This window comes from Lentibacillus amyloliquefaciens (genome assembly GCF_001307805.1).
GTDB lineage: Bacteria > Bacillota > Bacilli > Bacillales > Amphibacillaceae > Lentibacillus > Lentibacillus amyloliquefaciens.
On record NZ_CP013862.1, the window covers coordinates 2,332,686 to 2,357,683 of the forward strand.

The following is a 24,998-nucleotide window of genomic DNA, read 5'->3' on the forward strand; positions in this document are numbered from 1 at the left end:
TAGTTTTTTAATTTGATTTTATAAAGCGGTACCCTACTCCCCAAATAGTTTCAATATACTTTGGATTGGAAGGGATGGGTTCAATTTTCTCCCTTATCTTCCGGATATGCACTGTTACAGTTGTTAGATCCCCCATTGAATCAATGCCCCATATCCGTTCAAATAGATGATTCTTGCTGAACACTTTGTTTGGATTTGTCGCCAGAAAGACCAGCAGATCAAATTCCTTGACAGTGAACGTCTTTTCCACATCATTGACAAAAACCCGACGTGAATCCCGGTCGATGAATAACCCTTCCACATGGATTGTGTTTGATTCGCTATTACGAGTGACCAATCGTTCATACCGGTTTAAATGGGCTTTCACTCTGGCAACCAGCTCATTGGGGTTAAACGGTTTTACAATATAATCATCAGCACCCCGGTCAAAGCCGCGTATTTTATCGATATCCTCTTTTCTGGCCGTTATCATTAATATCGGAATGTCAAAAGTTTTTCTAAGCTGCTCACATAATTCAAATCCATCAACCCCGGGCAGCATTAAATCCAGCAAAATCAGATGATACGTATTTGATTCTGCCATTTGCAGTCCTTCCTCACCGGTAGTCGCAATATCACTGGAAAATCCGTTGACCTCAAGGTAATCCCGTTCTAATTCTGCGATACTTAACTCGTCCTCAATGATCAAAATTTTTTGCATTACGTCACCTTCTTAAGGGTAAAGTTAACACTTGTGCCTTCTCCTGGCTGACTTTCAGCCCAAATAGTTCCGCCATGTTCATCAATGATTTTCCTAACAATCGACAATCCCAGTCCACTGCTGCCAGTCCTGGAATTCCTTGATGAATCCGTACGGTAAAAGCTTTCAAAAATATATGGAAGGTCATCTTTGGATATGCCGTTTCCATTATCTTTTATCTTTACAACAACCCGATCAGATTCAGATGTTAACTCAACGTGGATCTGTTTATGTTCTTTATCCATATATTTCAGGCTGTTTTGGGCGATATTCGTCACAACCCGTTTTAACTGGTCCCGATCAGCTTTTGCTGTATAATCCCTACCCTCATCCGCCAAAAACACTGCAGTACCTTTTTCCATATTAAAATTCAATTCGTCAATAAAGTCCGTAAAAAAAGGATAAAGGTCTATTTCTTCAAATGTAAAAGGTGCACGCCCCAAATCCAATTTTGAATATAAAAAAAGTTCATCAATTAAACTATCCATATCGCTTGCCTTGTTATAAATTGTTTTCATGTAACGTTCCAGTTTTTCCGGTGTATTGGCCACGCCGTCCTGAATGCCTGTTACATAGCCTTTGATTGACGTTAAAGGTGTTTTCAAATCATGAGAAATACTGGCGATCAGTTCTTTACGATTTTGTTCATATCGTGCTTGAGTACCTTTCGCCTCTTTTAAATCCAGCCGCATCTTTTCAAAAGTATTGGACAGCTCACCAAGTTCATCCTTTTTATCTGATGTCACACTGAAGTCCAAATCGCCATCACTGATTTTTTTTGCTGCATTGGAGAGGTTCTTAATCGGTTGGATAATGCTTTTTGATATAAAATATGTCAGCAGTCCATTTGTTACAATTAAAATGATTAACATGCCGATAAATCGAAAGCTGATGAATAAATTCTGCTCAGTTCCTTGCGGGTTGCCATCAAAAACAATAAATAATAAATAGCCAAGAAATATTTCAAGGATTAGGACGGAAAAAATCGGTATCACAATCATTCCTATATTCGATAAAATCAATCGTTTCCTGATTGACAATGCTACCACCTGTTTCTTTATAACTATGTAAGGAAACTATACATTGGCTGCTGATTGTTTTGAACAGCCAATGCATAGTCTGCCTCTCCCCCGAGTCTAAGCTCTCTCTACAAGTTTCTTGTTACCGATGATTGGCAGCGCAATTGCCAGGCCTAATGCGCTAAGATAAGGCAGCAGTGAGACTCCGAACGGCACACCTACTACATTTATATCAAAGGAAACCAGCCTAAATCGCCGCCTAACAGATGACCGCCAATCCAGCCTGATAAAACCAGTAAATTGTTGTCATGTTTTTACTCATCCCTTTTCTGATATGATTAAGCAATTAGTTCACCTTGCTATGTCATTATCATAGAGATTAAACATTAATGTTTTCTAATTTAAATATTTATTAATTAAAAAATGCCCTAAACGCTTTGATAAGCTTTAGGGCATTTTTAATGTGTTTTAAGTGCGTATTGCCCATCTACCAGCTTTTCCCCAACTTTAATCAGAACTTTTTCCTGGTTTATCAGTCACCTTTTCCTGCACAACAAATGCCAAATCGTCGTTGCCGAACAGCTGAAGAATGTTGAGAACTGTCTGATCCGGGATGTCTTCTGATTCTTGTTTAGAAACTGTTAATTCAAGTGCGTCGCTTAAAGCCCGGTTATTCAATTGACCGGGGTAAGCCTGTCCATATAACTCTTCCGGATCAAGATCGTTATTAATACACCACTGTGCATAAACAAGAATCATCATTTTTTCATCCTGCTGATAGCTTTTAATCACTTTTTGTTCGACTTCATTTTTATCCATATCATTGCCCCGCCTTTCGCAGCATAAATACCCACATGAATGTCAGCGCCTGCTTCAGATCCAGCGGCAGATTTTCATAGTGGCGCTCTTTAACATCTTTTTTATACACACCAAATCCATCAACATATTTAAAATTATTTTCTCGAGCAAGCTGCTGAAATTCCCACGGCATAATAGTATTGCAGATGGCTTGTTCCCCGTGGAGTCTCGGATAACTGTTCATTCTTGGTCCAGCTGTCGGTCCGAGAATTCCTGCAAAAAGCAATCCATCCTTTTTCAGCACCCGGCCAAGCTCTTTTAATGCTTTTAGAGGAAATTCAGTCCATTCAATGACATTAACCGCCATGATGGCGTCCTGACTATTTTCACTAATAGGCAGACTGTTGATATCTGCCTGCCGGAATAAAATATCTGCTTGTTCCGTTTTTTGCCTGGCAAGCTTGATCATTTCATTGGAAACATCCAAACCGGTCACCTGATACCCTGCCTGATGCAGTTTATAGGACCCATATCCGTCGCCGCAGCCTGCATCAAGAATGCTGCTTCCTGGATTTAGCTCACCTTGTATGAACGGTACAATATCTTTTCTGCTGCCTGAATCCCACATTTCCATGCTCCGCTCACTCCAGAATTGTGCGCGTTTATTCCACTGCAGTTCCGCCTCCTGATGCCAGTCGAATTCTTTCGGCACATAACCCCTCCTAAACAAAAAAAGGCTTACCTCACAAATGAGATAAGCCTTTTAGTTTATAATCGATTAAACAGCTGTAACGTTAGCTGCTTGTGGTCCGCGGTTTCCTTCAACGATTTCGAATTCAACGTTTTGACCATCTTCAAGTGTTTTGAAACCTTCTGCATTGATTGCTGAGAAATGAACGAATACGTCGTCTCCCTCTTCGCGCTCAATGAAACCAAAGCCTTTTTCAGCGTTAAACCATTTTACTGTTCCAGTCATCATAATAAATGACCTCCTTATACAAATATGTGCAAAGTAATTGAACCATAAATACTTTTACACCACTTGTTAAAGAGATCGTAAAGTATTACTAATTTCAATTTCATTTGCTTAAGTACACTCTACTACCTTTTGAAACAAAATGCAAGTGGCTTTAGTGAATTTTTTATTTTGATTTTTTCAATCGACAACAGACGAGCCCTGGCAAAACAAATGAAAACATGATAAAATACTCTTCTGCAAGATTAAAATTAAGTATCCACTACATTTGTATCTTGCAAATATTAAGTGTAGGTGGTATCAACATGGAAAATAAACAGGAGTATCAGGTGCTACTTTATTATAAATTCGTCCCGATTGATGATCCGGTGGAGTTCGTTGATGAACACCTCGCATTCTGTCAGAATCTCGGGCTCAAAGGACGAATTCTCATAGCACACGAAGGACTGAACGGCACGGTTTCCGGTACAGTCGAACAAACCAACAAATATATGGAAGCCATGCATCAGGATCCGCGTTTTGCTGATATGACCTTTAAAATCGATCAGCATAACGAGCACGCATTTAAGAAAATGCATGTAAGGCATCGATCGGAAATCGTCAGCCTGAAGCTGAATGAGAACGAGGATGTCAGCCCGCTGGAAAAAACAGCGAAATTCCTCTCCCCAAAGGAATTTTATGAGGCAATGCAGGATGAGGAAACGGTCATTCTGGATGCCCGGAATGATTATGAATACGATCTCGGACACTTTCGCGGAGCAATCCGGCCGGACATTGAGGCATTCCGGGAACTGCCTGACTGGATCCGAGAAAATAAAGACCAGCTGAAAGATAAAAAAGTGCTGACCTATTGCACCGGCGGCATTCGCTGTGAAAAATTCTCCGGCTGGCTGATGGATGAAGGCATTGAAGATGTTAATCAGCTTGACGGTGGCATCGTCACTTACGGAAAGGATTCGGAAGTACAGGGTGAACTCTGGGACGGAAAATGTTATGTCTTTGATGAAAGAATTTCTGTTCCAGTTAACCAAAAAGAGCATGTTGTCGTCGGAAAAGATTATTTTGACGGACAGCCATGCGAACGCTACGTCAACTGTGCAAACCCGTCATGCAACAAACAAATCATCTCCTCAGAAGAAAATGAGCATAAATATATGCGCGGCTGCACCCATGAATGCCGGGTGAGCCGGGACAACTTATATGTCCGGGAACACAACTTATCCCATGAAGAAATTGATCACAAACTTGCGATCATTGAGGAAGAAAACCGGGCAAAACAAGAAGCTTAATAATAAGAGAAAAAGAATCGGCCAGCACATCTGCCGGTTCTTTTTTGATTTAAAATGAATCTCTCCTGTTTTGACAAATGAACTTCAGTACCATAGATCTCTGCTTCATGCCTCTAATCACAGCATGAAATACTTTTGATTTAATTTTTTGACAATAATTGGGTCGCGTTGTTATTCTTTACAAAAAAGGGGGCGATTTCAATCAGTATCTATGATTTCTCCGCAAAGACGATAGATGGAGAAGAAAAATCGCTGAATGACTATGAGGGAGAAGTTGTGTTAATTGTCAACACCGCCAGTGAATGCGGGTTCACACCACAATTTGACGGCCTGGAAAAGCTTTATGATACATATAAAGATGAGGGACTGACAGTACTTGGATTCCCGTGTAACCAGTTCAACAGTCAAGATCCAGGTTCAGACGGCGAAATAGCCATTTTTTGTCGAAGAAATTATGGTGTCACATTTCCTATGTTCAGCAAGATTGATGTTAGGGGTGAAAATGCACACCCTTTGTTTGTGTATTTAACCGAACAAGCGAAAGGTGTTGTCACCAGACAGATAAAATGGAACTTCACCAAATTTCTGATTGATCGAAATGGAAACGTCATCAACCGCTACGCACCACAGACAAAACCGGAAAACATTGAAAAGGATATTGAAAAAGCGTTGCAAAGCTGAAATGCTGTCCCACCGTTTGGCTGGGACAGCATTTTTTGTCGTGAACATGTTTGGGCTTTCCGGAACATGAAAAAAATCGGGCGGCTGCAAACAGAGCCCTATTTTTCATGCTTTAATAAGCTCGTGCCCAATAAACCATTTCTTTGGCTTCTCTCCCACAGCAAACACAGGAATCAGAAACCGTTTCCTGTTCAAATGGAATGCAACGGGATGTAGCGGACGTCTCGTCTTTAATTTTTTCCTCACATTCCACATCGCCGCACCACATCGCCTTGATAAAGCCTGGATTCTCTGCCAGGGCCTTTTTGAACGCATCCATATCGACAGCCGTTGTGGTTGCTTCTTCACGATGTTCCAGTGCTTGATTATATAAGTTCTGCTGCACTTCTTCCAAAAGAGCCGGCAGCCGCTCTTCCAGTTCGGCTAATGGAACAAATTCCTTTTCCCCGGTATCGCGGCGGACAAGCACCACTTGATCATTTTCAATGTCTTTCGGACCCATCTCAATCCGGACAGGAATTCCTTTCATTTCATATTCGTTGAATTTCCAGCCAGGCTTCTTATCGCTGCCATCAATATCAACACGGACCAGGTTCCGCAGACGGTCACGCAGATCATATGCCTTGTCCAGCACACCCTCTTTATGCTGAGCGACCGGAACAATCATTGCCTGCGTCGGCGCGATCCGGGGCGGGATGACCAGGCCGCGGTTATCACCATGCACCATTATGAGTGCGCCCATAATACGCGTGGACATGCCCCATGATGTCTGATGGATCGGTTTTTGCTCACCATGTTCATCCAGATAATTAATATCAAAAGCTTCAGCAAAACCTGTGCCAAAATAATGCGACGTTCCGGATTGCAGTGCTTTACCGTCGTGCATCAGGCTTTCAATGGTTAAGGTGTAATTGGCTCCGGCAAACTTCTCACTCTCGGTCTTTTTCCCGTGCAAAACAGGTATTGCCAAATAATCCTCGGCAACATCCGCGTAAATCTGAAGCATGCGTGCTGTTTCCTCTTCTGCATCCTCACGAGTAGCATGCGCTGTGTGTCCTTCCTGCCACAAAAATTCAAGCGAGCGCAAAAATGGCCGTGTTGTTTTTTCCCAGCGGACAACATTGCTCCACTGATTATACAATTTCGGCAGGTCGCGATAGGAATGGATATTTTTAGAATAGTATTCACCGAACAGCACTTCTGATGTCGGACGGACGCAGATCCGCTCCGCCAGTTCTTCCTCACCGCCATGAGTCACCCAGGCAACTTCCGGGGCGAATCCCTCAATGTGGTCTTTTTCTTTCTGCAGCATGCTTTCCGGAATAAACAGCGGAAAATACACATTCGAATGACCGGTTTCTTTAAATTTCTTGTCCAACTCATCACGAATGTTTTCCCAAATAGCAAAACCGTATGGCTTAATAATCATTGTTCCGCGCACCATTCCGTAATCAACCAATTCCGCCTGTTTAACAACGTCCGTATACCACTGAGCGAAATCGTCCTCCATCGCGGTAATCTTCTCAACAAATTGCTTATTGTTTTTAGCCAAATAAGACACTCCTTAAATAAAATATAGAAGAATTTTCCTTATTAAAAAATCCTCCGTCCTGAAAAAGGGACCGAGGTCTGTGGTGGTACCACCCTTGTTTGCAACCAATCACGGACTGCACACACTTGGTATCTTAACGGTTTAAAACCGCGCACATCTTTCGGCAAAAACCTTCCGATGGCGAACTCAGAGGCAGGTTCTTAGTCTGTATCTTTGGAAATTTCCACCAGCCATTTCCTCTCTGTCTAAAGACCTCTCAAACTATACTAATCCTCATCAGCGTTTCATCTATTATATTTTTTAATATATATGGATGTGCCGTTAAAGTCAAGTCGCACCTGTAAAGAGCAGCTAATTCGATGCTGTACGGCAAATAAATAATCTGATTGAAAACATCGGCCGGAGAAGCCAAGGCCAATTTGGCCTGGCTTCTCCTTAGCATCTATATGACTTTTGCACCCAGTGTATCTTTAAAATGGCCAAGCGCCCAGTCATGCCCGGCTGCATTAAAACTGGCGACCGCATCCTGATGCACAACAATATCAAACCCTTTGTTATACGCATCAACAGCCGTATGCAGTACACAAATATCGGTGCAGACGCCAACGAGATGGATTTCGTCAATTCCGCGTTCACGCAATTTGATTTCCAAATCCGTCCCGGCAAAAGCACTGTAGCGCGTTTTATCAAAATAATAGACATTGTTCTTATCCTTGTTTTTCGCATAGACTGATGCTAACGAACCATACAGTTCCTGACCTTCTGTTCCAATAATATTATGCGGCGGAAAAAGTTCTGTTTCCGGATGTAACGTGTCCCCTTCTTCATGTGCATCAATTGCGAATACGATAAAGTCACCTGCAGCGATAAAACCCTTCGTAATGGATTCGATGTTTTCCTCGATAGCCTGTCCCGGTTTACCACATGTCAGCTTCCCTTCATCCGCTACAAAGTCAACCGTATAATCCACATTAATCAAAGCCCGCTTCCCCATTAATCCCACTCCTTTATTAATTTTCGAGGGGTCATTTTATGTTGCAGCTCTTTTTGCACACTTTAAGTATGCTCTCTACTTGCTTGCCTGAAGCTCTTCAACTTTTATCCTATGTGCTTCACCCTGCATACGCTCTGCTGCGTGATACGTTGGTCCAACCATTTCGGTGTAGGTAAATCCATATTCAATCGCCGTTGTGACAAAACTTTTAGCTAAGCGAACTGCTTCAGGCATCGAATAACCTTTTGTCATATAGGCGGTGATTGCGGCCGAGTATGTGCAGCCCGCTCCACTCGTATTTTCCGTATCAATCCGTGGTGCTTCGAAGGCTGTCAGCGTCTCGCCGTCATAAAGCACATCGACTGCCTCGCCCTTCAGTCTGCCGCCTTTTACCAGAACATATTGCGGCCCAAGGTCATACAAATCGACAGCGGCCTGCTTCATATCTTCTACCGTCTTCACTTCGCGTCCAACCAACAGATACGATGCTTCAGGCACATTCGGAGTAATAACATCAGCCAGCGGCACTAGCTTTTCCTTTAATACATCGATGGCATCATCTGCGAGCAGCTTCGAATCAAGCTTGCCCACCATCACCGGATCGACCACTTTGACTTTTACGCTTGAAGAGGCAATCAAATCTGCCGCTTTTTCAATGATTTCTTTGGAAAAAAGCATACCTGTTTTAAGCGCATCAGTTCCGACCTGTTTCATCGCTGTGGCAAACTGCGCCTCGATTGCCTCAATTGTTTGCAGATGCACATTTTTATCTGTGTCAGGGTGTCGGGCAACAATCGCTGTCACCACACTCATTCCGTATACGTCCAGTTCCTGAAATGTTTTCAAATCTGCTTGTATGCCGGCACTCCCCCGGCTGCAGACCCGGCGATTGTGATAGCACGTGTTGGCAAATTCATTATGCAAATTCCTTTCTGAGTTAAAATATGAGAACGATGAAGAACCAGCCCATCATCGCCAACTGAATGACGACTTTTGCGGCTGCTCCGCCCAGAAAACCGATCAATGATCCGAAAGAAGCTTTGGCGGCCTCTTCAAATGTCTTTTCCTGCATCAGCTCGATCAGAAATACCGTAATAAACGGGATAATCAGAATGCCAAATGGCGGTATGATGAATGAACCGACAATAACAGCAATAGCCGCGCCGCGTTCACCCCATTTGCTGCCGCCGTATTTTTTGACAAAATAACTGTTGGCAATGACATCCGACACTATCAGTATAACAGTAAGTACCGCCATCGCCGTCCAGAAAAACCAGGTCAGTTCATCAGCGTTAATGACAAAATGATAAAGTAGAAACCCAACCCAAAGCACTAAAGGCGAAGGGATAATCGGGAAAATAATGCCTGCAAAGCTTGCGATAAATAATGCAATGATAATAACCCAAACAATAATGTCCAACATTGCTGTCCTCCACTTCTATGGCTCTTTTCGAAACATACTTGATATCCTTGTTTCTTCTTTATTAATGATACGTTTATAATTATCCATATGTTTCAGTATGCTCATAACTGATAATAACACAACCACAATTGTTGGTTCGATTCCAAAGAACAGATAAGTCATCACCAGAAATGAAACATACATGAAAAGAACGCCAACTACCAGATAGTCAGTTGCCAATGTCAATAAAAGCAATATGGCAATTCCTATAAGAGCTATCTTCCAGTCAATGGCTAACAGCACACCGACCAATGATGCCGTTCCTTTACCGCCGCTGAAATTCATAGTAACCGGATAATTATGCCCGACAATAATGAATAACGCATTAATGTATACCAGTAGTGTTTGTGTTGGTCCTGTAATACCCAGACTTTCCAATAGATACAATACAAGCAAGATTGATAATGTCGCTTTAAAAATATCAATAAGTGCAACGAGAATCCCATATTTCCAGCCCAATAAAATCGTCGTATTAGAAGCGCCTGAGTTTTTCACCCCTGTATTCTTAATATCCATTTTCTTATATTTGCCGACCACCTGCGACCCATGAATACAACCGAACAGATAGCCAATCAAACTGACAATCATAACAGACATCATATTGCTCCCCCTTTAGTTAATCTTATATTCAGACCTCAGTAACTTCAAGACAATTATTTCCGAAAATGGAGCTCTTTTTTTACCGATTTCTTTCGATTATAAATATATAGGAAGCCCTGTCATTACAATAGATGTTATAATCATAAGCGAAGTACAATACGAAGGAGAAACCCGATTTTGAAACGCTACCGCACAGACATTACAGCATGGCTCATCATTATTTTCATACTTGTGGCGCTTTTCTATCTATATAACCAATTACAACCCGACAACTATATCAACCAGGGTGAAGATGCATCTCTTCCCGGAAAACTTCATCCGGAAGTAGCCGAAATGACAGAGGCGCTAATCGAACAAGCAGGCAATAAGAGTATTAACGTAGTCATCACCGAAACAACCCGAAGCAATGAGGAGCAACGGGAATTATACGAGCAAGGACGCTCAGAAGACGGACAAATCGTCACTTATGCACAAGGCGGTGAATCCTATCATAACTATGGCCTCGCAGTTGATTATGCCCTGCGCAATCAGAACGGGGATATTATTTGGGATATTCATTATGATGGCAATCATAACGGGGAATCAGACTGGTTTGAAGTGGCTGATATAGCAAAGGAGCTTGGTTTTGAATGGGGCGGAGACTGGAATAATTTTAAAGATTATCCCCATTTACAAAAAGACTTCGGGCTAAGCATCAACCAACTGCAACAAGGGATCCGTCCAAAGGAAGAAGAGACAGAGACATAAGTCAGCCATATTGCAGAGCTTTAACAAAGGATTTCCATCCTATTTAGAATGAACTCGAACTGTATTAAAGAAAGGCACTCTCCATGGAATGAAAAGTTTCATCATGTCTCCGTTATTAGGCAAAAGCAGCAAATTGCCCTTCTGCCCACGTGCTTGAACATAAATGAGAAGAAATTGAAACAAACTTAACCCCACTGGACACGACAGGACCACGCTGATTCGCGTGGTCTTATTTTTTGACCTGAAAACATCACATGTATCATTTCATTACAGCTAATACATAACGAATGTCCTACAACAAGACTCTGTAATAGGCCGCTAGTCTTCAAGCAATTTCAAGATAATATTTTTATTTGAATTTTCAGTAATAATTGTCAATTTTGAGCATATATAAGAAATACACATTATTTTGAAGAATATTATGGTATAAACAAGTTTAATGCGACTCACATTAAAATACAAGCCTATATTACAAATTATCAAAAAATATAGCATTTGAATGAATGAACAATACCCTATAATATTGAATTATGACTTTTTTGTAAACTTTTCCCCACCACCTGCTGTTCAATATCTAGTAAAAAAGTAATGCATATGCAATGCTCTTTAATTTGATAATTGAACACAGCTATTATTTAGCATCTTATCCTTAAAGGAGGCAGCCAAGAAAAAGAAACAAGTAAAACTGTTTTTCGCCCTCTGTGGCGTAAAACCACTTTTACACAAAATTTATGGGAGGTCATTTAGGAGATGAAAAAACTATTAGCAGCTTCAATCTTCGGCATTCTTATTCTTTTCCTCGCTGCTTGCGGAGGCGGCTCTGATGATTCCAGCGGCAGTGACGATGGAAGCAGCGGAGACAGCGGGAGTGAAAGCGAATCCAGTGGTGACTCAAAACTTGCTGAAATTCAGGAGTCAGGAACCGTTACAGTTGGATTTGCGAATGAAGAACCATATGGTTACCAGGGGGAAGATGGCGAGCTGACAGGTGCATCACCGGAGATTACGAAAGCGGTATTTGCAGAACTGGGAGTCGATAATATGGATGGGCAACTGGCAGACTTCGGTCAATTAATTCCAGGCCTGAATGCAGGCAACTATGACGTAGTGACAGCAGCTATGGCAATTAACCCGGATCGCTGTGAAAACGCAGACTTTGGTGAACCGGAAATGACATACGGGGAAGGTATTGTTGTACCTGAGGGCAACCCGATGGATATTCACAGCTATAGTGATATAGCCGAATCAGGTGCCAACGTATCCATCATGTCCGGGGCAACTGAAATCGGGTACGCACAGGAGATGGGTGTGTCTGAAGACCAGATACAGGAAGCTGCCGATATCCCTTCTACAATTTCAGCCGTTCAATCCGGTCGTGCTGACGTAACAACGGCTACGGAAATGACATTGAGAATGGCAATGGAAACGGCCAGTGGCGATGTCGAATTTGTAGAGGACTTCGAGCAGCCGGATATTGAGGGCGTTCCAAGCTATGGGGCTGCTGTTTTCCATCAGGATAACGATGAATTGCGTGAAGCATATAATGAAGAACTGCAAAAGCTGATTGACGATGGAACAGTTGCTGAAATTCTGGAAAATAACGGCTTTGATCCCGAGAGCAACGCACCACCGGAAGATATCACGACTGAACAAATCTGCAGCGGAGAAGAATACTAATGATAGCAAGAAATCTATAATACTAGCTTGACACGACTCCACAGGGTCCGGCTCCCTCACCCAGGGGGTCTGACCCTTTTATTTTGTGAACTTCTATCTTAAAGGAGTGATTATCATTAACGCAATCAGTGAAATATTCCCTGTTCTGATGCAAGGAATTGGGATAACAATCCAGGTATTGATTGGTTCCATTATCCTCGGATATTTAATGGCTTTCATTGCCGGCTTTTGCCGCTTATCTAAAAATCCAATCATCAAATATTTAACCACGTTTTATGTTGAAGTTTTTCGCGGGACATCCTTAATCGTACAATTGTTTTGGCTATACTATGCATTGCCGATTTTATTTGGAATCGATTTGGGAAGCGATTATCTTGCAGGTGTGCTTGCGATCGCCCTCAACTATGGTGCATATATGTCGGAAATTGTACGTGGCTCCATATTGGCTGTTTCAAAAGGCCAGACAGAGGCTGCCACGGCACTTAATATGTCAAGTTTTCAGCGTATGCGCCTGGTTATTTTCCCACAGGCCGTCCGCATGATGCTCCCGGAATTCGGCAACTACCTCATTCAAATGCTTAAAGCGACATCTCTTGTGTCGCTAATCGGTATGACAGACATCTTATATTACGGTGACATCCTGAGAAGCAACAACCTGTCCCAGGCACCGACTGTCTATTTCCTGGTACTTATATTCTATTTCATTATGGCACTGCCATTAATATGGCTGACCAAGAAAATGGAAGCAGCATCGAAGAAAGGAGTGGCCTAGTTGGACAACAGTAACTGGCAATGGGATACATTCTTTGAAGCATTCCCGATGGTATTAGAAGGATTAGGAATTACGTTAGGGTTAACAGTTGCAACCTATTTATTTGCACTTATATTTGGCTTTGTCTGGACATTGCTGAGTGCAATCCGGTTCAAACCATTAAAGTGGCTGTTCAGATGGGTCATGGAATTCATACGGTCAACCCCCCCTCTTGTACAGCTGTTTTTCATTTTCTATGCATGGCCGATGGTCCCTGTTGTAGGGTTCGCCCTGGATCCATTCACGAGTGCCATTCTTGGTCTGGGCATACACTTCAGTACTTATATCGGTGAAGTGTATCGTTCAGGTATTGAAGCTGTTGAGGACGGCCAATGGGAAGCAGCCCGGGCACTTAACTTTTCAACCGGGGACAAATGGGTGAGAATTATTTTGCCGCAAGCTATTCCACCGACCATTCCGATGCTTGGCAACTACTTGATTATTATGTTCAAGGAAATTCCCCTGGCATCAACAATTGGTGTGGCAGGAATATTGAATCTTGCAAACTCATATGGAGCGGCAAACTTCAGGTACCTTGAGCCATTAACAATTGTTGCCCTCTTATTCCTTGTACTCAGCTATCCGTCTGCTATATTGATAAATAGACTGGAACGGCGGATGAATCGTCGTTTTGATAAAAAAGAAACAAGCGGCAGCAAAACAATTAAAGAGGAAAAGGAAGGAGCTGCATCATAATGACTGAAGCAATCGTAAGTTATAAAGATGTTTATAAATCTTTTGGTGATACAGAAGTGCTGACAGGTATTAACCTTGATATCAACCCGGCGGAAAAGGTGGCAGTCATTGGCCCGAGTGGCTCTGGTAAAACCACCATTATCCGTATGCTGATGACACTTGAAGAGCCGACATCCGGTGATATCATTGTTGATGACAAAAATTTATGGCATATGGAAAAGAACGGCGAACTTGTCCCGGCTAATGAAAAACATTTGCGGCAGGTACGCGGTGAAATTGGAATGGTTTTTCAGCATTTTAACCTGTTCCCGCACATGTCAATTCTTGATAATTGTATGTCAGCACCGATCCATGTTCAAAAAGTGAGCAAAAAAGAAGCCAAAGAGCGCTCCATTGAAATGCTGGAAAAAGTAGGACTTGGCGATAAGCTGGATAACTATCCAAACCAGCTTTCCGGCGGACAAAAGCAGCGTGTTGCCATGGCCCGTGCGCTTGTCATGCGGCCGAAAGTCATGCTGTTTGACGAAGTGACATCAGCCCTAGATCCTGAAACAGTCGGTGAAGTACTGGAAGTTATCCGTGGTATCGCTCAAGAAGGTGAAATGGCTATGATTCTGGTGACACACGAAATGGAATTCGCACGCGACATTGCTGATCGGGTATTGTTCCTGGACAATGGCGTCATTGCTGAACAGGGTCCGCCTGAAGAGGTGCTGGAAAACTCAACCAATGACCGTCTTCAAAGCTTCCTGCATCGTTTCAGAACCTGAGAATTTCCGTTTAACTAAAATAAAAAGCCCGGCTTGTCTGTTAAAAGACCGGCCGGGTTTTTTTAGCTGTTTAGTTGATTATCCTGGCGATTCTTCCCCGATAATTTTTACTTCACGTTCGAGGTTGACACCGAATTTTTTCTTCACCGTATCTTGCACGAAATGAATCAGGTTGATATATTCGGTTGCCGATGCCCCATTAAGATTAATGATAAATCCTGCATGCTTCAAAGACACCTGTGCACCACCAATTTGTTTACCCTGCAGATCGCTGTCCTGAATCAGTTTTCCGGCAAAATAGCCCGGTGGACGCTTAAATACACTGCCGCATGACGGGTACTCCAGTGGCTGCTTGGACTCACGCTTAAACGTCAAGTCATCCATGATGGCTTTAATATCCACATATGCTCCCTTCTTCATCGAAAAGGTTGCTTCTAATACAATATACCCTTTATCCGGAATATTGCTGGACCGATATTCCAAATCAAGATCTTCGGCGGCCAATGTAAGGAGGCTGCCTTCTCTGTCCACGACTTTCGTGCTTTCCAGGACATCTTTTATTTCGCCGCCATAAGCTCCGGCATTCATAAACAATGCGCCCCCTACAGATCCCGGGATGCCACAGGCAAATTCAAGGCCTGTCAGCGAACAAGATAAAGCTTTTTGTGAGGCATCAATAATTCTGGCGCCGCTTTGTGCGACAAGCCGGGTACCATCTGTACTGATTGTTGTCAGTTTGCCTAAGTTCAGCACAATACCGCGGATGCCCCCATCTTTTATAATCAGATTTGAACCATTCCCAAGTAACGTGAAAGGAATATCCTCCGCCAATGAAACCTTGACGATTTCCTGCACTTCTTTATATGTTTCAGGGGTTACGTAGAAATCAGCTTTACCACCCAGGCGTGTGTACGTATGATCTTCCAAACATTCATCTGCCATTACATTTTCCCGTGAGGTAATAGCTGTCAGTTTCTCATAAGTATGGTGACTGCTTACCACAAACATCAATCCTTTGCTGTCGTTTCTGACCTCTCCTGCAATTGAAGAAAGGAATAAATCATTTTATCAACCCGGGCATCTTCATGTAATTCACTATGTCCCAAGGTCGGATCTTCTATCATTTTATAGGTCAATTGTTTCTCGTCTACAATATTTCGTATCCCCTCGACACTTTCCGGGCGTGCTACAGAATCTCCTGTACTTCCAATACTTAATATTTCTAAATCCTCCGGTATAGCATCTTTATTCAAGCGGAGCCTTTTAAGTGCATATGAATCAGGCTTAAGGTCTTCGGCTGCAGGGTCATGATGGATTTCGAAATAACTTTCATTATATATCCCATCAATTGGACTGCCGATTACAGCCAGTTTGTTCACTTTCGGATAAAGCGAATAGTCCTGGTAATTTTCTGTATATGCCATCGATACTAATCCGCCCATCGAGTGCCCTGCCAGATTCGCTGTCTTCACCCCATAAGTTTTCTTCATATGTGCCATAAGTTTTGCCAGCCATTCAGAAGTGTTCTGGATGCTGGCCCGATTATCTTCAAATATGGCCTGAACGAACACAGTCTCCGTATATCCCCCGTTATTCAAATGATAAACATCCAATTTGCCGTCAGGGGAAACTTTATAAATCAATGCTGTCCGGCCCAGACCATACGTATACTCAAACCGCTCCAGCATATTTCCGAACGAATTCTTTGTACCCTTATAGCCATGAACAAAGACGGTTGGGCTCTCAATATTTTTTTCGGATTTAATTGTTTCGGGCACATACAGCATATTAAAAACACCGGCTATTACAAGCAATAATACGGCTGTACCCATCATATATTTCAGTTTCATAGAACTTACCCCGCTAAATCCGGTTGCTCGGCCGGAGTGTCTTTTGTTTCAGAATAAACCATGTAAAAAAGGCTCCAATCCCGAACAAGAGAATTTGAACAATTAAGAGTGGTACAACAAAGAGGATAGTATAGCTCATCGCAAGCCATATCATCGAAACGCCCATTACTTTTGCTTTCAGGGGGATCCCCTTTCCATTCCGATAGTTCCGGATATAGGAACCGAAATATTTATTGGTGATCAGCCAGTCGTACAAACGCTCAGAGCTCCTGACATAACAGGCAGCCGCAAGCAGCAGTAAAGGCGTGGTGGGCAAAAGCGGAAGTATGATACCCAACAGACCCAAACCAAGTGAAATTGACCCGGCAATGACTAATAATGCTTTTTTTATTCGTTGCATCGTTAACACCAGCTGTAAACATCGTCTTAATAAAATTCATTCTTAATTAATTATTATAGCATCTGTCAGCTTATTTTGCCTCATGGTTTGATGGACTTTATATGACAAATTAAATGATCATCAAAAAATAAACCCCATTTTGCTGTTGACTTCTCGCTCCTAACTGATAAAATATTAATTAACTTTAATTAGATAAAGTGATAAAGCGTTGAAGCGTAATACGAATGGAGTTTTTACATGCAGCCTCTTATGTCCGGTATCGAAGGCAATTTTAGCCCCAATGATTACCAGGTTAAAAACAGTTTGATCACAACGATTAAAAACCGTTTCCGTACCTATGGATATCAGGAAACCGGCACACGGACTTTTCAGGATTATGATGTCTATTCATCGGTCATTGGAACGGTTCATAAACAAAATATGATTAAAACCATTGATTCTTCCGGTGACGTTCTGGTGCTGCGCCCTGATGTAACAATCCCAATCACACGAAAGATGGCAGCTGAGGAAGAAATCCCGCACAGATTATTTTATGTGGAGGAAATTTTCCGGCAGATCGGTGGTGACAGTCAGAATAAAGAATTCACTCAAGCCGGTGTGGAATGTTTTGGGGAGAATTCTTCAGATAATGATGCGGAAATGATTGCTCTGGCTGTTCATATATTGCAGGATTTGCAGTTTAAACGATTCAAAATCGAAATTGGCCATGCCGGGTTTTTCAAAGATCTCATCAATGAGTTATCTTTATCCGAACTCGAATCAGAAAAACTTCAGGAACTTATCCAATCGAAAAATATGTCAGAAATCGGCCCTTATCTGGAAAGTTTACATGCAAATGAGACGATAGCTAATGCCATTAAGGCAATACCGATGCTTTACGGCAGTCCAAAAAATGTCATTGAAAAGGCTGAATCGATCATTATTAATGAAAACATGCAGGCACGAATTGACAACCTGAAACAAGTTTACGACATATTGCAAGCTTATGGGATTGAAAATTATGCAGTCTTTGACCTCGGACTTATCAATCACATGAATTATTATTCAGGCATTATTTTTCAAGGTTATATTACCGGGTACAGTAAGCCTGTATTAATGGGCGGACGGTATAATCATCTGGCAGAGCAATTTGGCCGGAATACACCGGCGATCGGTTTCGGCTGTATTGTTGATGATATATTTGAAGCAAAAAAATTGGCGGGGCAGCTGCCGGAAACAGCGTCCTCAGCAGATTTGACAATCCGTTATGACAGAGACAGCATCAATGACGCTTTATTTACAGCAAATCTGCTTCGGGAATCTGATTATCGGGTAATCACAGAGAATAGTGAGAATATTAGCAGTACCACCGATTCAAATCCGTTTATCGCTCATTTTAAAAAAGAAGGGTCGGTATTGTCCAATCAACAGCAGGATTGGGAATTTCAGACTGCCGATGAACTGAAGATACTGCTTCAAAAAAGAAATGAGGGAAAACTTAGTGGAAAGAATTACGTTAGCACTCGCAAAAGGACGGACAGCTGAAGAATCTATCAATCTGCTGGAAAAGGCAGGTATCCATTTCAATGATTTCACCGCCGAATCCAGGAAACTCGTTTTCAATGATACGACCGGAAAGGTAACGTTAATCTTCGTTAAAGCTGTGGATGTTCCGACGTACGTTGAAAATGGTGCAGCAGATATGGGAATTGTCGGCAAGGATAATATCATGGAGTCCCAGGCAGATGTCTATGAGATACTTGATTTGAAACTTGGCCGGTGCAAGTTTGCCGTGGCGGGTTTCAGTGACCATCACATCTCCGGAAACAATGGGCTGACAGTTGCATCCAAGTACCCGGCCGTCGCTAAACGCCATTTCCAACAAAAGGGAACTTCCATTAAAACCATTAAATTAAATGGTTCCGTCGAACTCGCTCCCCTGATCGGTCTGGCTGATGTCATCGTCGATATTGTTGAGACAGGTACAACTTTACATGAGAATGGCCTTGAGGTTCTTGAAGAAATGGAATCCATCAGCACGAGACTGATTGTCAATAAAGCAAGTTTCACGACAAAATCAGAAAGTGTGCACGCACTAATTCATTCGTTACAAACTGGCTTGGAGTGACTAAAATGAAACTGCTGACAACTGAACAGTTTTTTACAGAGAAACAAAACCAAACAGACCAAACCGACTATCGCAATGTGGATGTTTCTGTATTAGAGATTATTGCTGATGTGCAAAAATCAGGCGATGATGCACTGCTGAGGCTGACTGAGAAGTTCGACGGTGTATTGCTTGATCAGCTCACCGTTTCCGAAGAAGAATTTTGGGAGGCGGAAAAGTCCGTAAGTCAGGAATTTAAACGAGCAATTCGAACAGCCAAGGAAAATATTACGGCATTCCACGCTAATCAAACAGAGCAATCCTGGTTTATGAATCAGACGGACGGCATCACACTCGGTCAAAAAGTGACAGCCATTGAACGCGTTGGAGTCTACATTCCAGGCGGAAAGGCTTCCTACCCTTCTTCAGTTCTGATGAATGTGATTCCTGCCAAGCTTGCAGGCGTCGAAGAAATCATCATTACCACACCGCCAAACAGTGATGGGAAAGTGAACCCGTATGTGCTTCTGGCAGCCAAAGAAGCCGGTGTGAAAGCCGTCTATAAAGTTGGCGGCGCCCAAGCAATTGCAGCATTAGCGTATGGTACTGAAACGATCCAAAAAGTTTTTAAAATTGTCGGCCCCGGAAATGCTTATGTTGCGCGTGCCAAGAAATGGGTTTTTGGTGATGTCGCAATTGATATGATCGCAGGACCGAGTGAAATATGTATCGTTGCTGATGACACTGCACCTCCTCGTTTTGTGGCAGCAGACCTGTTATCACAGGCTGAACATGATGAAGACGCTCGCCCCATTCTTATAACAACGAGTGAAAAAATGGCAGAAGCTGTTCAAGAGGCTGTTGCTCAGCAAACCGAACAGCTGGAACGTAAAGCCATCATTAAGGAATCACTCGCCAATAACGGGCGTATTATCTTTGCTGAAACACTTTCAGAGGCATTTGATACCGCCAACAAAATCGCACCGGAACACTTACAGCTGATGATAAGAGAGCCCTTTGAAAACTTGGCAAACATTACGAATGCCGGGGCAATTTTTCTCGGGCATTATTCACCGGAACCGCTCGGTGATTATGCTGCGGGCCCGAATCATACCTTGCCAACCAGCGGGACAGCTGCTTTTTCGTCACCGCTTGGTGTTTACGATTTTGTAAAAAAATCGAGCGTCATTCATTACCCTAACCAAGCACTAGACAGGATCTCGCGCGATATTATCACTCTCGCGAATGCTGAAGGTCTGTCAGCACACAGTCAATCAATTCAGATTAGAAAGGATGAACAAGACGATGCGTAAAGCTTCCATCAATCGCAAAACTTCAGAAACAGCAATATCCGCCGACTTTGCTCTGGACGGCAAAGGAGTGAGTCAGGTCAATACAGGCATTGGTTTTTTCGATCATATGCTGACACTCATGACAAAGCATGGGCTTTTCGAACTGGCACTCAGCTGTGATGGCGACCTTGATGTTGATCAGCACCATTCAGTTGAAGATACCGGAATTGTTTTGGGACAGGCATTCAAGGAAGCGCTTGGTGACAAGGCAGGCATCACACGCTACGCAACGGTGACAACACCAATGGATGAGGCGCTGTCATTCATTTCTACTGACATAAGCGGCCGGCCATATCTCGTCTACAATGTTGATGGACTGAAAGATAAAGTTGGAACGTTTGACACAGAGCTTGCCGAGGAGTTCTTCCGGGCCTTTGTCAATCATGCCGGCATCACACTGCATATTAACCTGGCATACGGTTCAAACAGCCACCACATCATTGAGTCCATTTTTAAAGGATTCGGACGTGTGCTTGATCAGGCTGCATCCCTGAATGAGAAAGTTGAGGGTGTCCCATCGACTAAGGGATCACTCTAGCAAAAACACGGACCTGAGATCAGAAGGTTTTCGCTCGAGTTGGTTTTGCACCTTCGTATACTCGGTGTAAAACCAACTTAACTTTTAGAGAATAAAATCTTTCGAACGTTGCAAAGAAAAGGGGGCATCACATGATTGCCATAATAGACTACGGTGCAGGCAACATCAAAAGCTTACAATTTGGTCTGACAAAAGTCGGCCTTGATTCCCGATTGACGGCTGACCCGGACATCATAAGGCAAAGTGATGGAATTATCCTCCCGGGAGTCGGAGCATTCCGTGGTGCAATAAATGCACTACACGATTTGGGTCTGGCCAACGTACTTCAAAAAGAGGCTGCCAATAAAAAACCGCTTCTCGGTATCTGCCTCGGGATGCAACTCTTATACGAAACAAGCTATGAAGACGGTGAATGGGATGGACTCGGACTGCTTCGTGGTGAAGCCGGACGGATTAACGATTCCGTCAAAGTGCCGCATATGGGATGGAACACATTAAATCATCACAAGAACTCTCTTCTGCTTAATGGAATTCCGGAAGATACCTATGTCTATTTCGTTCATTCCTATGCATTGAAGACGTATAACCCCGATGAACTCATCAGCAGTGCTTCATATGGTGGAGAAGTCCCGGCAATTGTCCAAAAAGATAATCTTGCCGGCATGCAATTTCATCCTGAAAAAAGTGGTGCTGCCGGATTACAGCTATTAAAAAATTTTGGAGCGATGCTATCATGATTTTATTTCCCGCAATTGACATTAGAAACGGTAAATGCGTCCGCCTTATCCAGGGCGACTACAATCAAGAAAAAATATACAACGACTCCCCTGCCGATGCAGCACAACAATGGGAGCAACACGGAGCTGAATTTTTACACATTGTTGATCTTGATGGAGCCAAAGGCAGTGCAACAGCCAACATTGAGACAATCCGGAAAATTGCTCTCGCTACAACGATTCCTGTTCAAGTCGGCGGCGGCATCCGTTCCATGGAAAAAATCCGTACATACCTTTCAGCAGGTGTGGACCGCGTTATCATTGGAACGGCCGCCATTAATGACCAAGCCTTTCTGGAGCAAGCAGTCAATAACTACGGTGATAAAATCGCCGTATCAATTGACGCACGAAATGGTTATGTTGCCATTGATGGCTGGACAGAAACAAGTGATATCAAAGCAACCGATCTGGTATCGAAACTGGAGACGATTGATGTATCAACCATCATTTATACCGATATTTTAAAAGATGGAATGCTCAAGGGTCCAAATTTTCATGAGCTTGAAACCATCAACAAACTGACCTCGATCAATGTTATCGCTTCAGGCGGTGTGTCTTCAAAAGCGGATGTCAGCCGGCTGAAAGCGATGAATCTATACGGCGCGATTATCGGTAAAGCATTGTATGATGGCACACTTTCGTTTCAAACTTTACGGGAGGAAACATAAATGCTGGCAAAACGAATTATTCCATGTATGGACGTTGATAAAGGACGCGTCGTAAAAGGGCATAAATTCCAGAACATTCGTGATGTGGCAAATCCGGTTGAACTGGCTAAGCGCTACAATGAAGCCGGTGCGGATGAACTCGTATTTTACGATATCACCGCATCACATGAAAATCGGCCGATATTTTTGGACATCGTCGAGCAAGTGGCAGCCGAAATTGCGATTCCCTTTACAGTCGGCGGCGGTATCCGAAGTATCCAGGATATCCAGCAGACATTAAGGGCGGGTGCAGACAAAGTTTCAATTAACAGCGCTGCAGTAGAAAATCCGGAACTCATTACCGAAGCGGCTATGAAGTTCGGCAGCCAGTGCATCGTCCTATCAATTGACGCTAAACAAGTCAAACCGCAGAAGTGGCATATTTTCATTAAAGGTGGTCGGGAAGACACCCAAATGGACGCAGTAAAATGGGCTGAACAAGGCGAGGGTCTCGGTGCCGGTGAAATTGTCGTAAATGCCATCGATACCGACGGAGACAAGAACGGCTACAACCTTGAATTGACAAGAGCCGTCACCGACCAAGTCAATCTCCCGGTTGTTGCAAGCGGCGGCGCCGGAACAACAAGCCATATTGCCGAAGTACTGACAGAAGCAAATGCTGATGCAGCGCTGGCAGCTTCTGTCTTCCACTACAGCGACATACTGATATCTGAACTGAAAAACTATCTTGATCAATACGGCATTACTGTCAGGAGGTAATAATATGTACAACCAACAGCTGAGGGGACTCACATTTGATCAACAAGGCCTTATTCCGGCAATCATTCAGGATGATGAGACGAAAGAAGTTTTGACGCTTGCATATATGAACAAGGAATCGCTGAATAAGACACTTGATACCGGTGAAACATGGTTTTTCAGCAGAACTCGTCAGGAACTCTGGCACAAAGGCGAAACATCCGGTAACCGGCAGCTTGTTAAGGAAATCCGCTTCGACTGTGATGCGGACTCCCTGCTGGTTAAAGTTAAATCGCTTGGTCCGGCATGCCATACGGGAGAAAATTCATGTTTCTACAATACGCTGGAAGCACGTAACACACCTGAGGAGATGGGGTTGAATGAACTCGCTGCTCTCATCAGCGAGCGCCGGCATGAAACAAAAGAAGACTCTTACACGACTTACCTGTTCCATGAGGGGATTGATAAAATCCTGAAAAAAATCGGTGAAGAAACAAGCGAGGTCATTATCGGCGCCAAAAACAACGATCGTGAAGAAATGCAATGGGAAATTGCTGATCTGACTTACCACACACTCGTTCTGATGGAATTAATGGGGGTTTCCATTTCTGATATTAAGCTGGAGCTCGCTAAACGCCATGCCGTAAAGGAAGACAATAGCAATGAATAATAAATTCTGGAGTGAAGCCGTTAAACGGACCGAACCCTACGTACCGGGGGAGCAGCTGAACGATCCGGATATCACTAAACTGAATACAAATGAAAACCCATACGGTCCGTCACCAGAGGTTACAGAGGCTGTTGAGGCCGAACTCAAGCGAAAGCTGCACTTATATCCTCCCCCGGGAGCTGATCAGCTGCAGGAAGAAATAGCCCGTTATTATAAGCTTGATCAGGATCATATCTTTATTGGAAATGGTTCAGATGAAGTCCTGGCATTTTCATTTATGGCTTTCTTTGAACAAAATGCCAAAATCCGATTTCCTGCCATTACGTACAGTTTTTATCCTGTATATGCTAAGCTTTTTAATATACCGTTTGAAAAAATACCGTTAAATCATGATTTCACAATTCCGGTTGAGGGTTTTTCCGGGGCTGAAGGCGGTGTTCTGATTGCCAATCCAAATGCGCCGACCGGATTATACTTAAATATTGAAGCCGTAGAGCAGATCGTACGGAGCAACCCGGATTGTGTTGTGATTATTGATGAAGCTTATATCGACTTTGCTCCCGCCTCGGCGGTTTCTCTGGTAACACGCTATCCTAACCTTCTGATCGTGCAGACAATGTCCAAATCGCGTTCTCTTGCCGGTTTGCGGGTAGGATTTGCCATCGGGGATGCAGGTCTGATTGAAGCCCTGAACCGGATTAAAGATTCTTTTAACTCTTATACAATTGACCGTCTGGCTATCGCCGGTGCCTCAGCTGCTGTAAAGGACGACCGCTATTTCCGTGAAACGACAGAGAAAATCGCCCGGACACGCGAATGGCTCATACCGGAAATGAAAAAACGCGGATTCTATGTCACACCATCCCATGCTAATTTTATTTTTGTTTCGCATGAGCAGCTGCCGGCAGCGTCTCTTTATCATAAACTTAAACAAAAAAAATTCCTGGTCCGGCATTTCAATAAACCGGAAATCGAAAATTACCTCCGGATAACCATTGGGACGGGTGAACAAATGACGCAATTCCTAAAGGCGCTGGATACCATTAACACTTCCTCAGGCAGACGCGAGTGATGAGAACGGGACATCATAATAACGCCACCAAAACACA

29 protein-coding genes and 1 other annotated feature are annotated in these 24,998 nt (G+C 43.2%); of the genes, 16 read left to right on the plus strand and 13 right to left on the minus strand.

Annotation, left to right across the window (positions count from 1 at the left end):
* Positions 1 to 7: 7 nt before the first annotated feature.
* The 5 genes from AOX59_RS11650 to AOX59_RS11670 all read right to left on the minus strand — a co-directional run bounded on the left by AOX59_RS11650 (position 8) and on the right by AOX59_RS11670 (position 3,535).
* Positions 8 to 700, minus strand: a complete 693-nt coding sequence (locus AOX59_RS11650; protein WP_068445727.1) for a response regulator transcription factor — start codon at positions 698 to 700, stop codon at positions 8 to 10.
* Entirely contained in the window at positions 700 to 1,779 is a 1,080-nt protein-coding gene (locus AOX59_RS11655) for a sensor histidine kinase (RefSeq protein WP_068445729.1), read from the minus strand. The genes AOX59_RS11650 and AOX59_RS11655 overlap by 1 nt, the downstream gene beginning before the upstream one ends.
* Positions 1,780 to 2,265: 486 nt before the next feature.
* Positions 2,266 to 2,577 carry a hypothetical protein gene (locus tag AOX59_RS11660; RefSeq protein ID WP_068445731.1) on the minus strand — a complete coding sequence of 104 codons (312 nt, stop codon included), beginning with the start codon at positions 2,575 to 2,577 and terminating at the stop codon, positions 2,266 to 2,268.
* Position 2,578: 1 nt separating this feature from the next.
* On the minus strand, positions 2,579 to 3,268 hold the full coding sequence (locus tag AOX59_RS11665) for a class I SAM-dependent methyltransferase (RefSeq protein WP_068445733.1): 690 nt from the start codon (positions 3,266 to 3,268) through the stop codon (positions 2,579 to 2,581).
* A 66-nt stretch (positions 3,269 to 3,334) separates the two neighbouring features.
* Positions 3,335 to 3,535 carry a cold shock domain-containing protein gene (locus AOX59_RS11670; protein WP_010529359.1) on the minus strand — a complete coding sequence of 67 codons (201 nt, stop codon included), beginning with the start codon at positions 3,533 to 3,535 and terminating at the stop codon, positions 3,335 to 3,337.
* A gap of 302 nt (positions 3,536 to 3,837) precedes the next feature.
* Between AOX59_RS11670 and trhO the strand changes: the two genes are divergently transcribed.
* Together trhO and AOX59_RS11680 are read left to right on the plus strand one after the other, a co-directional pair.
* Positions 3,838 to 4,821 (plus strand): oxygen-dependent tRNA uridine(34) hydroxylase TrhO, encoded by a 984-nt coding sequence (gene trhO / locus AOX59_RS11675; protein ID WP_068445735.1) that lies wholly within the window; start codon positions 3,838 to 3,840, stop codon positions 4,819 to 4,821.
* Positions 4,822 to 5,022: 201 nt separating this feature from the next.
* Positions 5,023 to 5,502, plus strand: coding sequence for a glutathione peroxidase (locus AOX59_RS11680; protein WP_068448299.1), 480 nt, complete (start codon positions 5,023 to 5,025; stop codon positions 5,500 to 5,502).
* Between the two features lie 112 nt (positions 5,503 to 5,614).
* Here the strand turns inward: AOX59_RS11680 and proS are convergent, their stop codons facing one another.
* The 5 genes from proS to AOX59_RS11705 all read right to left on the minus strand — a co-directional run bounded on the left by proS (position 5,615) and on the right by AOX59_RS11705 (position 10,107).
* A complete protein-coding gene (proS, locus tag AOX59_RS11685) occupies positions 5,615 to 7,054 on the minus strand; it encodes a proline--tRNA ligase (protein WP_068445740.1) in 1,440 nt (479 codons plus the stop codon).
* 62 nt (positions 7,055 to 7,116) lie between these two features.
* Positions 7,117 to 7,343, minus strand: a binding site (T-box leader).
* 153 nt (positions 7,344 to 7,496) lie between these two features.
* Complete coding sequence (locus AOX59_RS11690) at positions 7,497 to 8,048, minus strand: cysteine hydrolase family protein (protein ID WP_068445742.1); 552 nt, start codon at positions 8,046 to 8,048, stop codon at positions 7,497 to 7,499.
* A gap of 75 nt (positions 8,049 to 8,123) precedes the next feature.
* Entirely contained in the window at positions 8,124 to 8,972 is an 849-nt protein-coding gene (gene thiD / locus AOX59_RS11695; protein ID WP_335338741.1) for a bifunctional hydroxymethylpyrimidine kinase/phosphomethylpyrimidine kinase, read from the minus strand.
* A 13-nt stretch (positions 8,973 to 8,985) separates the two neighbouring features.
* Positions 8,986 to 9,471 carry a DUF456 domain-containing protein gene (locus tag AOX59_RS11700; RefSeq protein WP_068445744.1) on the minus strand — a complete coding sequence of 162 codons (486 nt, stop codon included), beginning with the start codon at positions 9,469 to 9,471 and terminating at the stop codon, positions 8,986 to 8,988.
* A 15-nt stretch (positions 9,472 to 9,486) separates the two neighbouring features.
* On the minus strand, positions 9,487 to 10,107 hold the full coding sequence (locus AOX59_RS11705) for a glycerol-3-phosphate acyltransferase (RefSeq protein WP_068448301.1): 621 nt from the start codon (positions 10,105 to 10,107) through the stop codon (positions 9,487 to 9,489).
* Positions 10,108 to 10,287: 180 nt separating this feature from the next.
* Here AOX59_RS11705 and AOX59_RS11710 point away from each other — a divergent pair, with 180 nt between their 5' ends.
* The 5 genes from AOX59_RS11710 (at position 10,288) to ehuA (ending at position 14,811) form a co-directional block, all read left to right on the plus strand.
* Entirely contained in the window at positions 10,288 to 10,857 is a 570-nt protein-coding gene (locus AOX59_RS11710; protein ID WP_068445746.1) for a M15 family metallopeptidase, read from the plus strand.
* Between the two features lie 750 nt (positions 10,858 to 11,607).
* Entirely contained in the window at positions 11,608 to 12,534 is a 927-nt protein-coding gene (ehuB, locus tag AOX59_RS11715; RefSeq protein WP_068445748.1) for an ectoine/hydroxyectoine ABC transporter substrate-binding protein EhuB, read from the plus strand.
* A gap of 115 nt (positions 12,535 to 12,649) precedes the next feature.
* Positions 12,650 to 13,306 (plus strand): ectoine/hydroxyectoine ABC transporter permease subunit EhuC, encoded by a 657-nt coding sequence (gene ehuC, locus AOX59_RS11720; RefSeq protein WP_169792898.1) that lies wholly within the window; start codon positions 12,650 to 12,652, stop codon positions 13,304 to 13,306.
* Complete coding sequence (gene ehuD, locus AOX59_RS11725; RefSeq protein ID WP_082684194.1) at positions 13,307 to 14,041, plus strand: ectoine/hydroxyectoine ABC transporter permease subunit EhuD; 735 nt, start codon at positions 13,307 to 13,309, stop codon at positions 14,039 to 14,041.
* Positions 14,041 to 14,811: an ectoine/hydroxyectoine ABC transporter ATP-binding protein EhuA gene (ehuA, locus tag AOX59_RS11730; protein WP_068445751.1), complete on the plus strand. Its 771-nt coding sequence runs from the start codon at positions 14,041 to 14,043 to the stop codon at positions 14,809 to 14,811. The genes ehuD and ehuA overlap by 1 nt, the downstream gene beginning before the upstream one ends.
* A 78-nt stretch (positions 14,812 to 14,889) precedes the next feature.
* Here ehuA and murB read toward each other — a convergent pair whose 3' ends face one another.
* The 3 genes from murB to AOX59_RS11745 are packed head-to-tail and all read right to left on the minus strand — an operon-like array spanning position 14,890 to position 17,061.
* Positions 14,890 to 15,813, minus strand: a complete 924-nt coding sequence (gene murB, locus AOX59_RS11735) for a UDP-N-acetylmuramate dehydrogenase (protein ID WP_156418788.1) — start codon at positions 15,811 to 15,813, stop codon at positions 14,890 to 14,892.
* A 5-nt stretch (positions 15,814 to 15,818) separates the two neighbouring features.
* Complete coding sequence (locus AOX59_RS11740) at positions 15,819 to 16,661, minus strand: alpha/beta hydrolase (protein ID WP_068445755.1); 843 nt, start codon at positions 16,659 to 16,661, stop codon at positions 15,819 to 15,821.
* A gap of 13 nt (positions 16,662 to 16,674) precedes the next feature.
* A complete protein-coding gene (locus AOX59_RS11745) occupies positions 16,675 to 17,061 on the minus strand; it encodes a YbaN family protein (RefSeq protein WP_068445758.1) in 387 nt (128 codons plus the stop codon).
* A 237-nt stretch (positions 17,062 to 17,298) separates the two neighbouring features.
* On the opposite strand from AOX59_RS11745, the gene hisZ reads away from it, so the two are divergent.
* The 9 genes from hisZ to hisC all read left to right on the plus strand — a co-directional run bounded on the left by hisZ (position 17,299) and on the right by hisC (position 24,961).
* The gene (gene hisZ, locus AOX59_RS11750; protein ID WP_068445760.1) at positions 17,299 to 18,585 is read left to right on the plus strand and encodes an ATP phosphoribosyltransferase regulatory subunit; all 1,287 of its coding nucleotides are present in this window, start codon (positions 17,299 to 17,301) and stop codon (positions 18,583 to 18,585) included.
* Entirely contained in the window at positions 18,542 to 19,168 is a 627-nt protein-coding gene (hisG, locus tag AOX59_RS11755) for an ATP phosphoribosyltransferase (RefSeq protein ID WP_068445762.1), read from the plus strand. Before hisZ ends, hisG begins: the two co-directional genes overlap by 44 nt.
* Positions 19,169 to 19,173: 5 nt before the next feature.
* Entirely contained in the window at positions 19,174 to 20,460 is a 1,287-nt protein-coding gene (hisD, locus tag AOX59_RS11760; protein WP_068445764.1) for a histidinol dehydrogenase, read from the plus strand.
* Entirely contained in the window at positions 20,453 to 21,037 is a 585-nt protein-coding gene (gene hisB, locus AOX59_RS11765) for an imidazoleglycerol-phosphate dehydratase HisB (RefSeq protein WP_068445766.1), read from the plus strand. The genes hisD and hisB overlap by 8 nt, the downstream gene beginning before the upstream one ends.
* A gap of 131 nt (positions 21,038 to 21,168) precedes the next feature.
* Positions 21,169 to 21,774, plus strand: coding sequence for an imidazole glycerol phosphate synthase subunit HisH (gene hisH, locus AOX59_RS11770; protein WP_068445768.1), 606 nt, complete (start codon positions 21,169 to 21,171; stop codon positions 21,772 to 21,774).
* On the plus strand, positions 21,771 to 22,481 hold the full coding sequence (gene hisA / locus AOX59_RS11775; protein WP_068445771.1) for a 1-(5-phosphoribosyl)-5-[(5-phosphoribosylamino)methylideneamino]imidazole-4-carboxamide isomerase: 711 nt from the start codon (positions 21,771 to 21,773) through the stop codon (positions 22,479 to 22,481). Before hisH ends, hisA begins: the two co-directional genes overlap by 4 nt.
* Positions 22,482 to 23,240, plus strand: coding sequence for an imidazole glycerol phosphate synthase subunit HisF (hisF, locus tag AOX59_RS11780; protein WP_068445773.1), 759 nt, complete (start codon positions 22,482 to 22,484; stop codon positions 23,238 to 23,240).
* A 4-nt stretch (positions 23,241 to 23,244) separates the two neighbouring features.
* A complete protein-coding gene (gene hisIE / locus AOX59_RS11785) occupies positions 23,245 to 23,889 on the plus strand; it encodes a bifunctional phosphoribosyl-AMP cyclohydrolase/phosphoribosyl-ATP diphosphatase HisIE (protein ID WP_068445775.1) in 645 nt (214 codons plus the stop codon).
* Positions 23,882 to 24,961, plus strand: a complete 1,080-nt coding sequence (gene hisC, locus AOX59_RS11790; protein ID WP_068445776.1) for a histidinol-phosphate transaminase — start codon at positions 23,882 to 23,884, stop codon at positions 24,959 to 24,961. The genes hisIE and hisC overlap by 8 nt, the downstream gene beginning before the upstream one ends.
* Positions 24,962 to 24,998 lie beyond the last annotated feature (37 nt).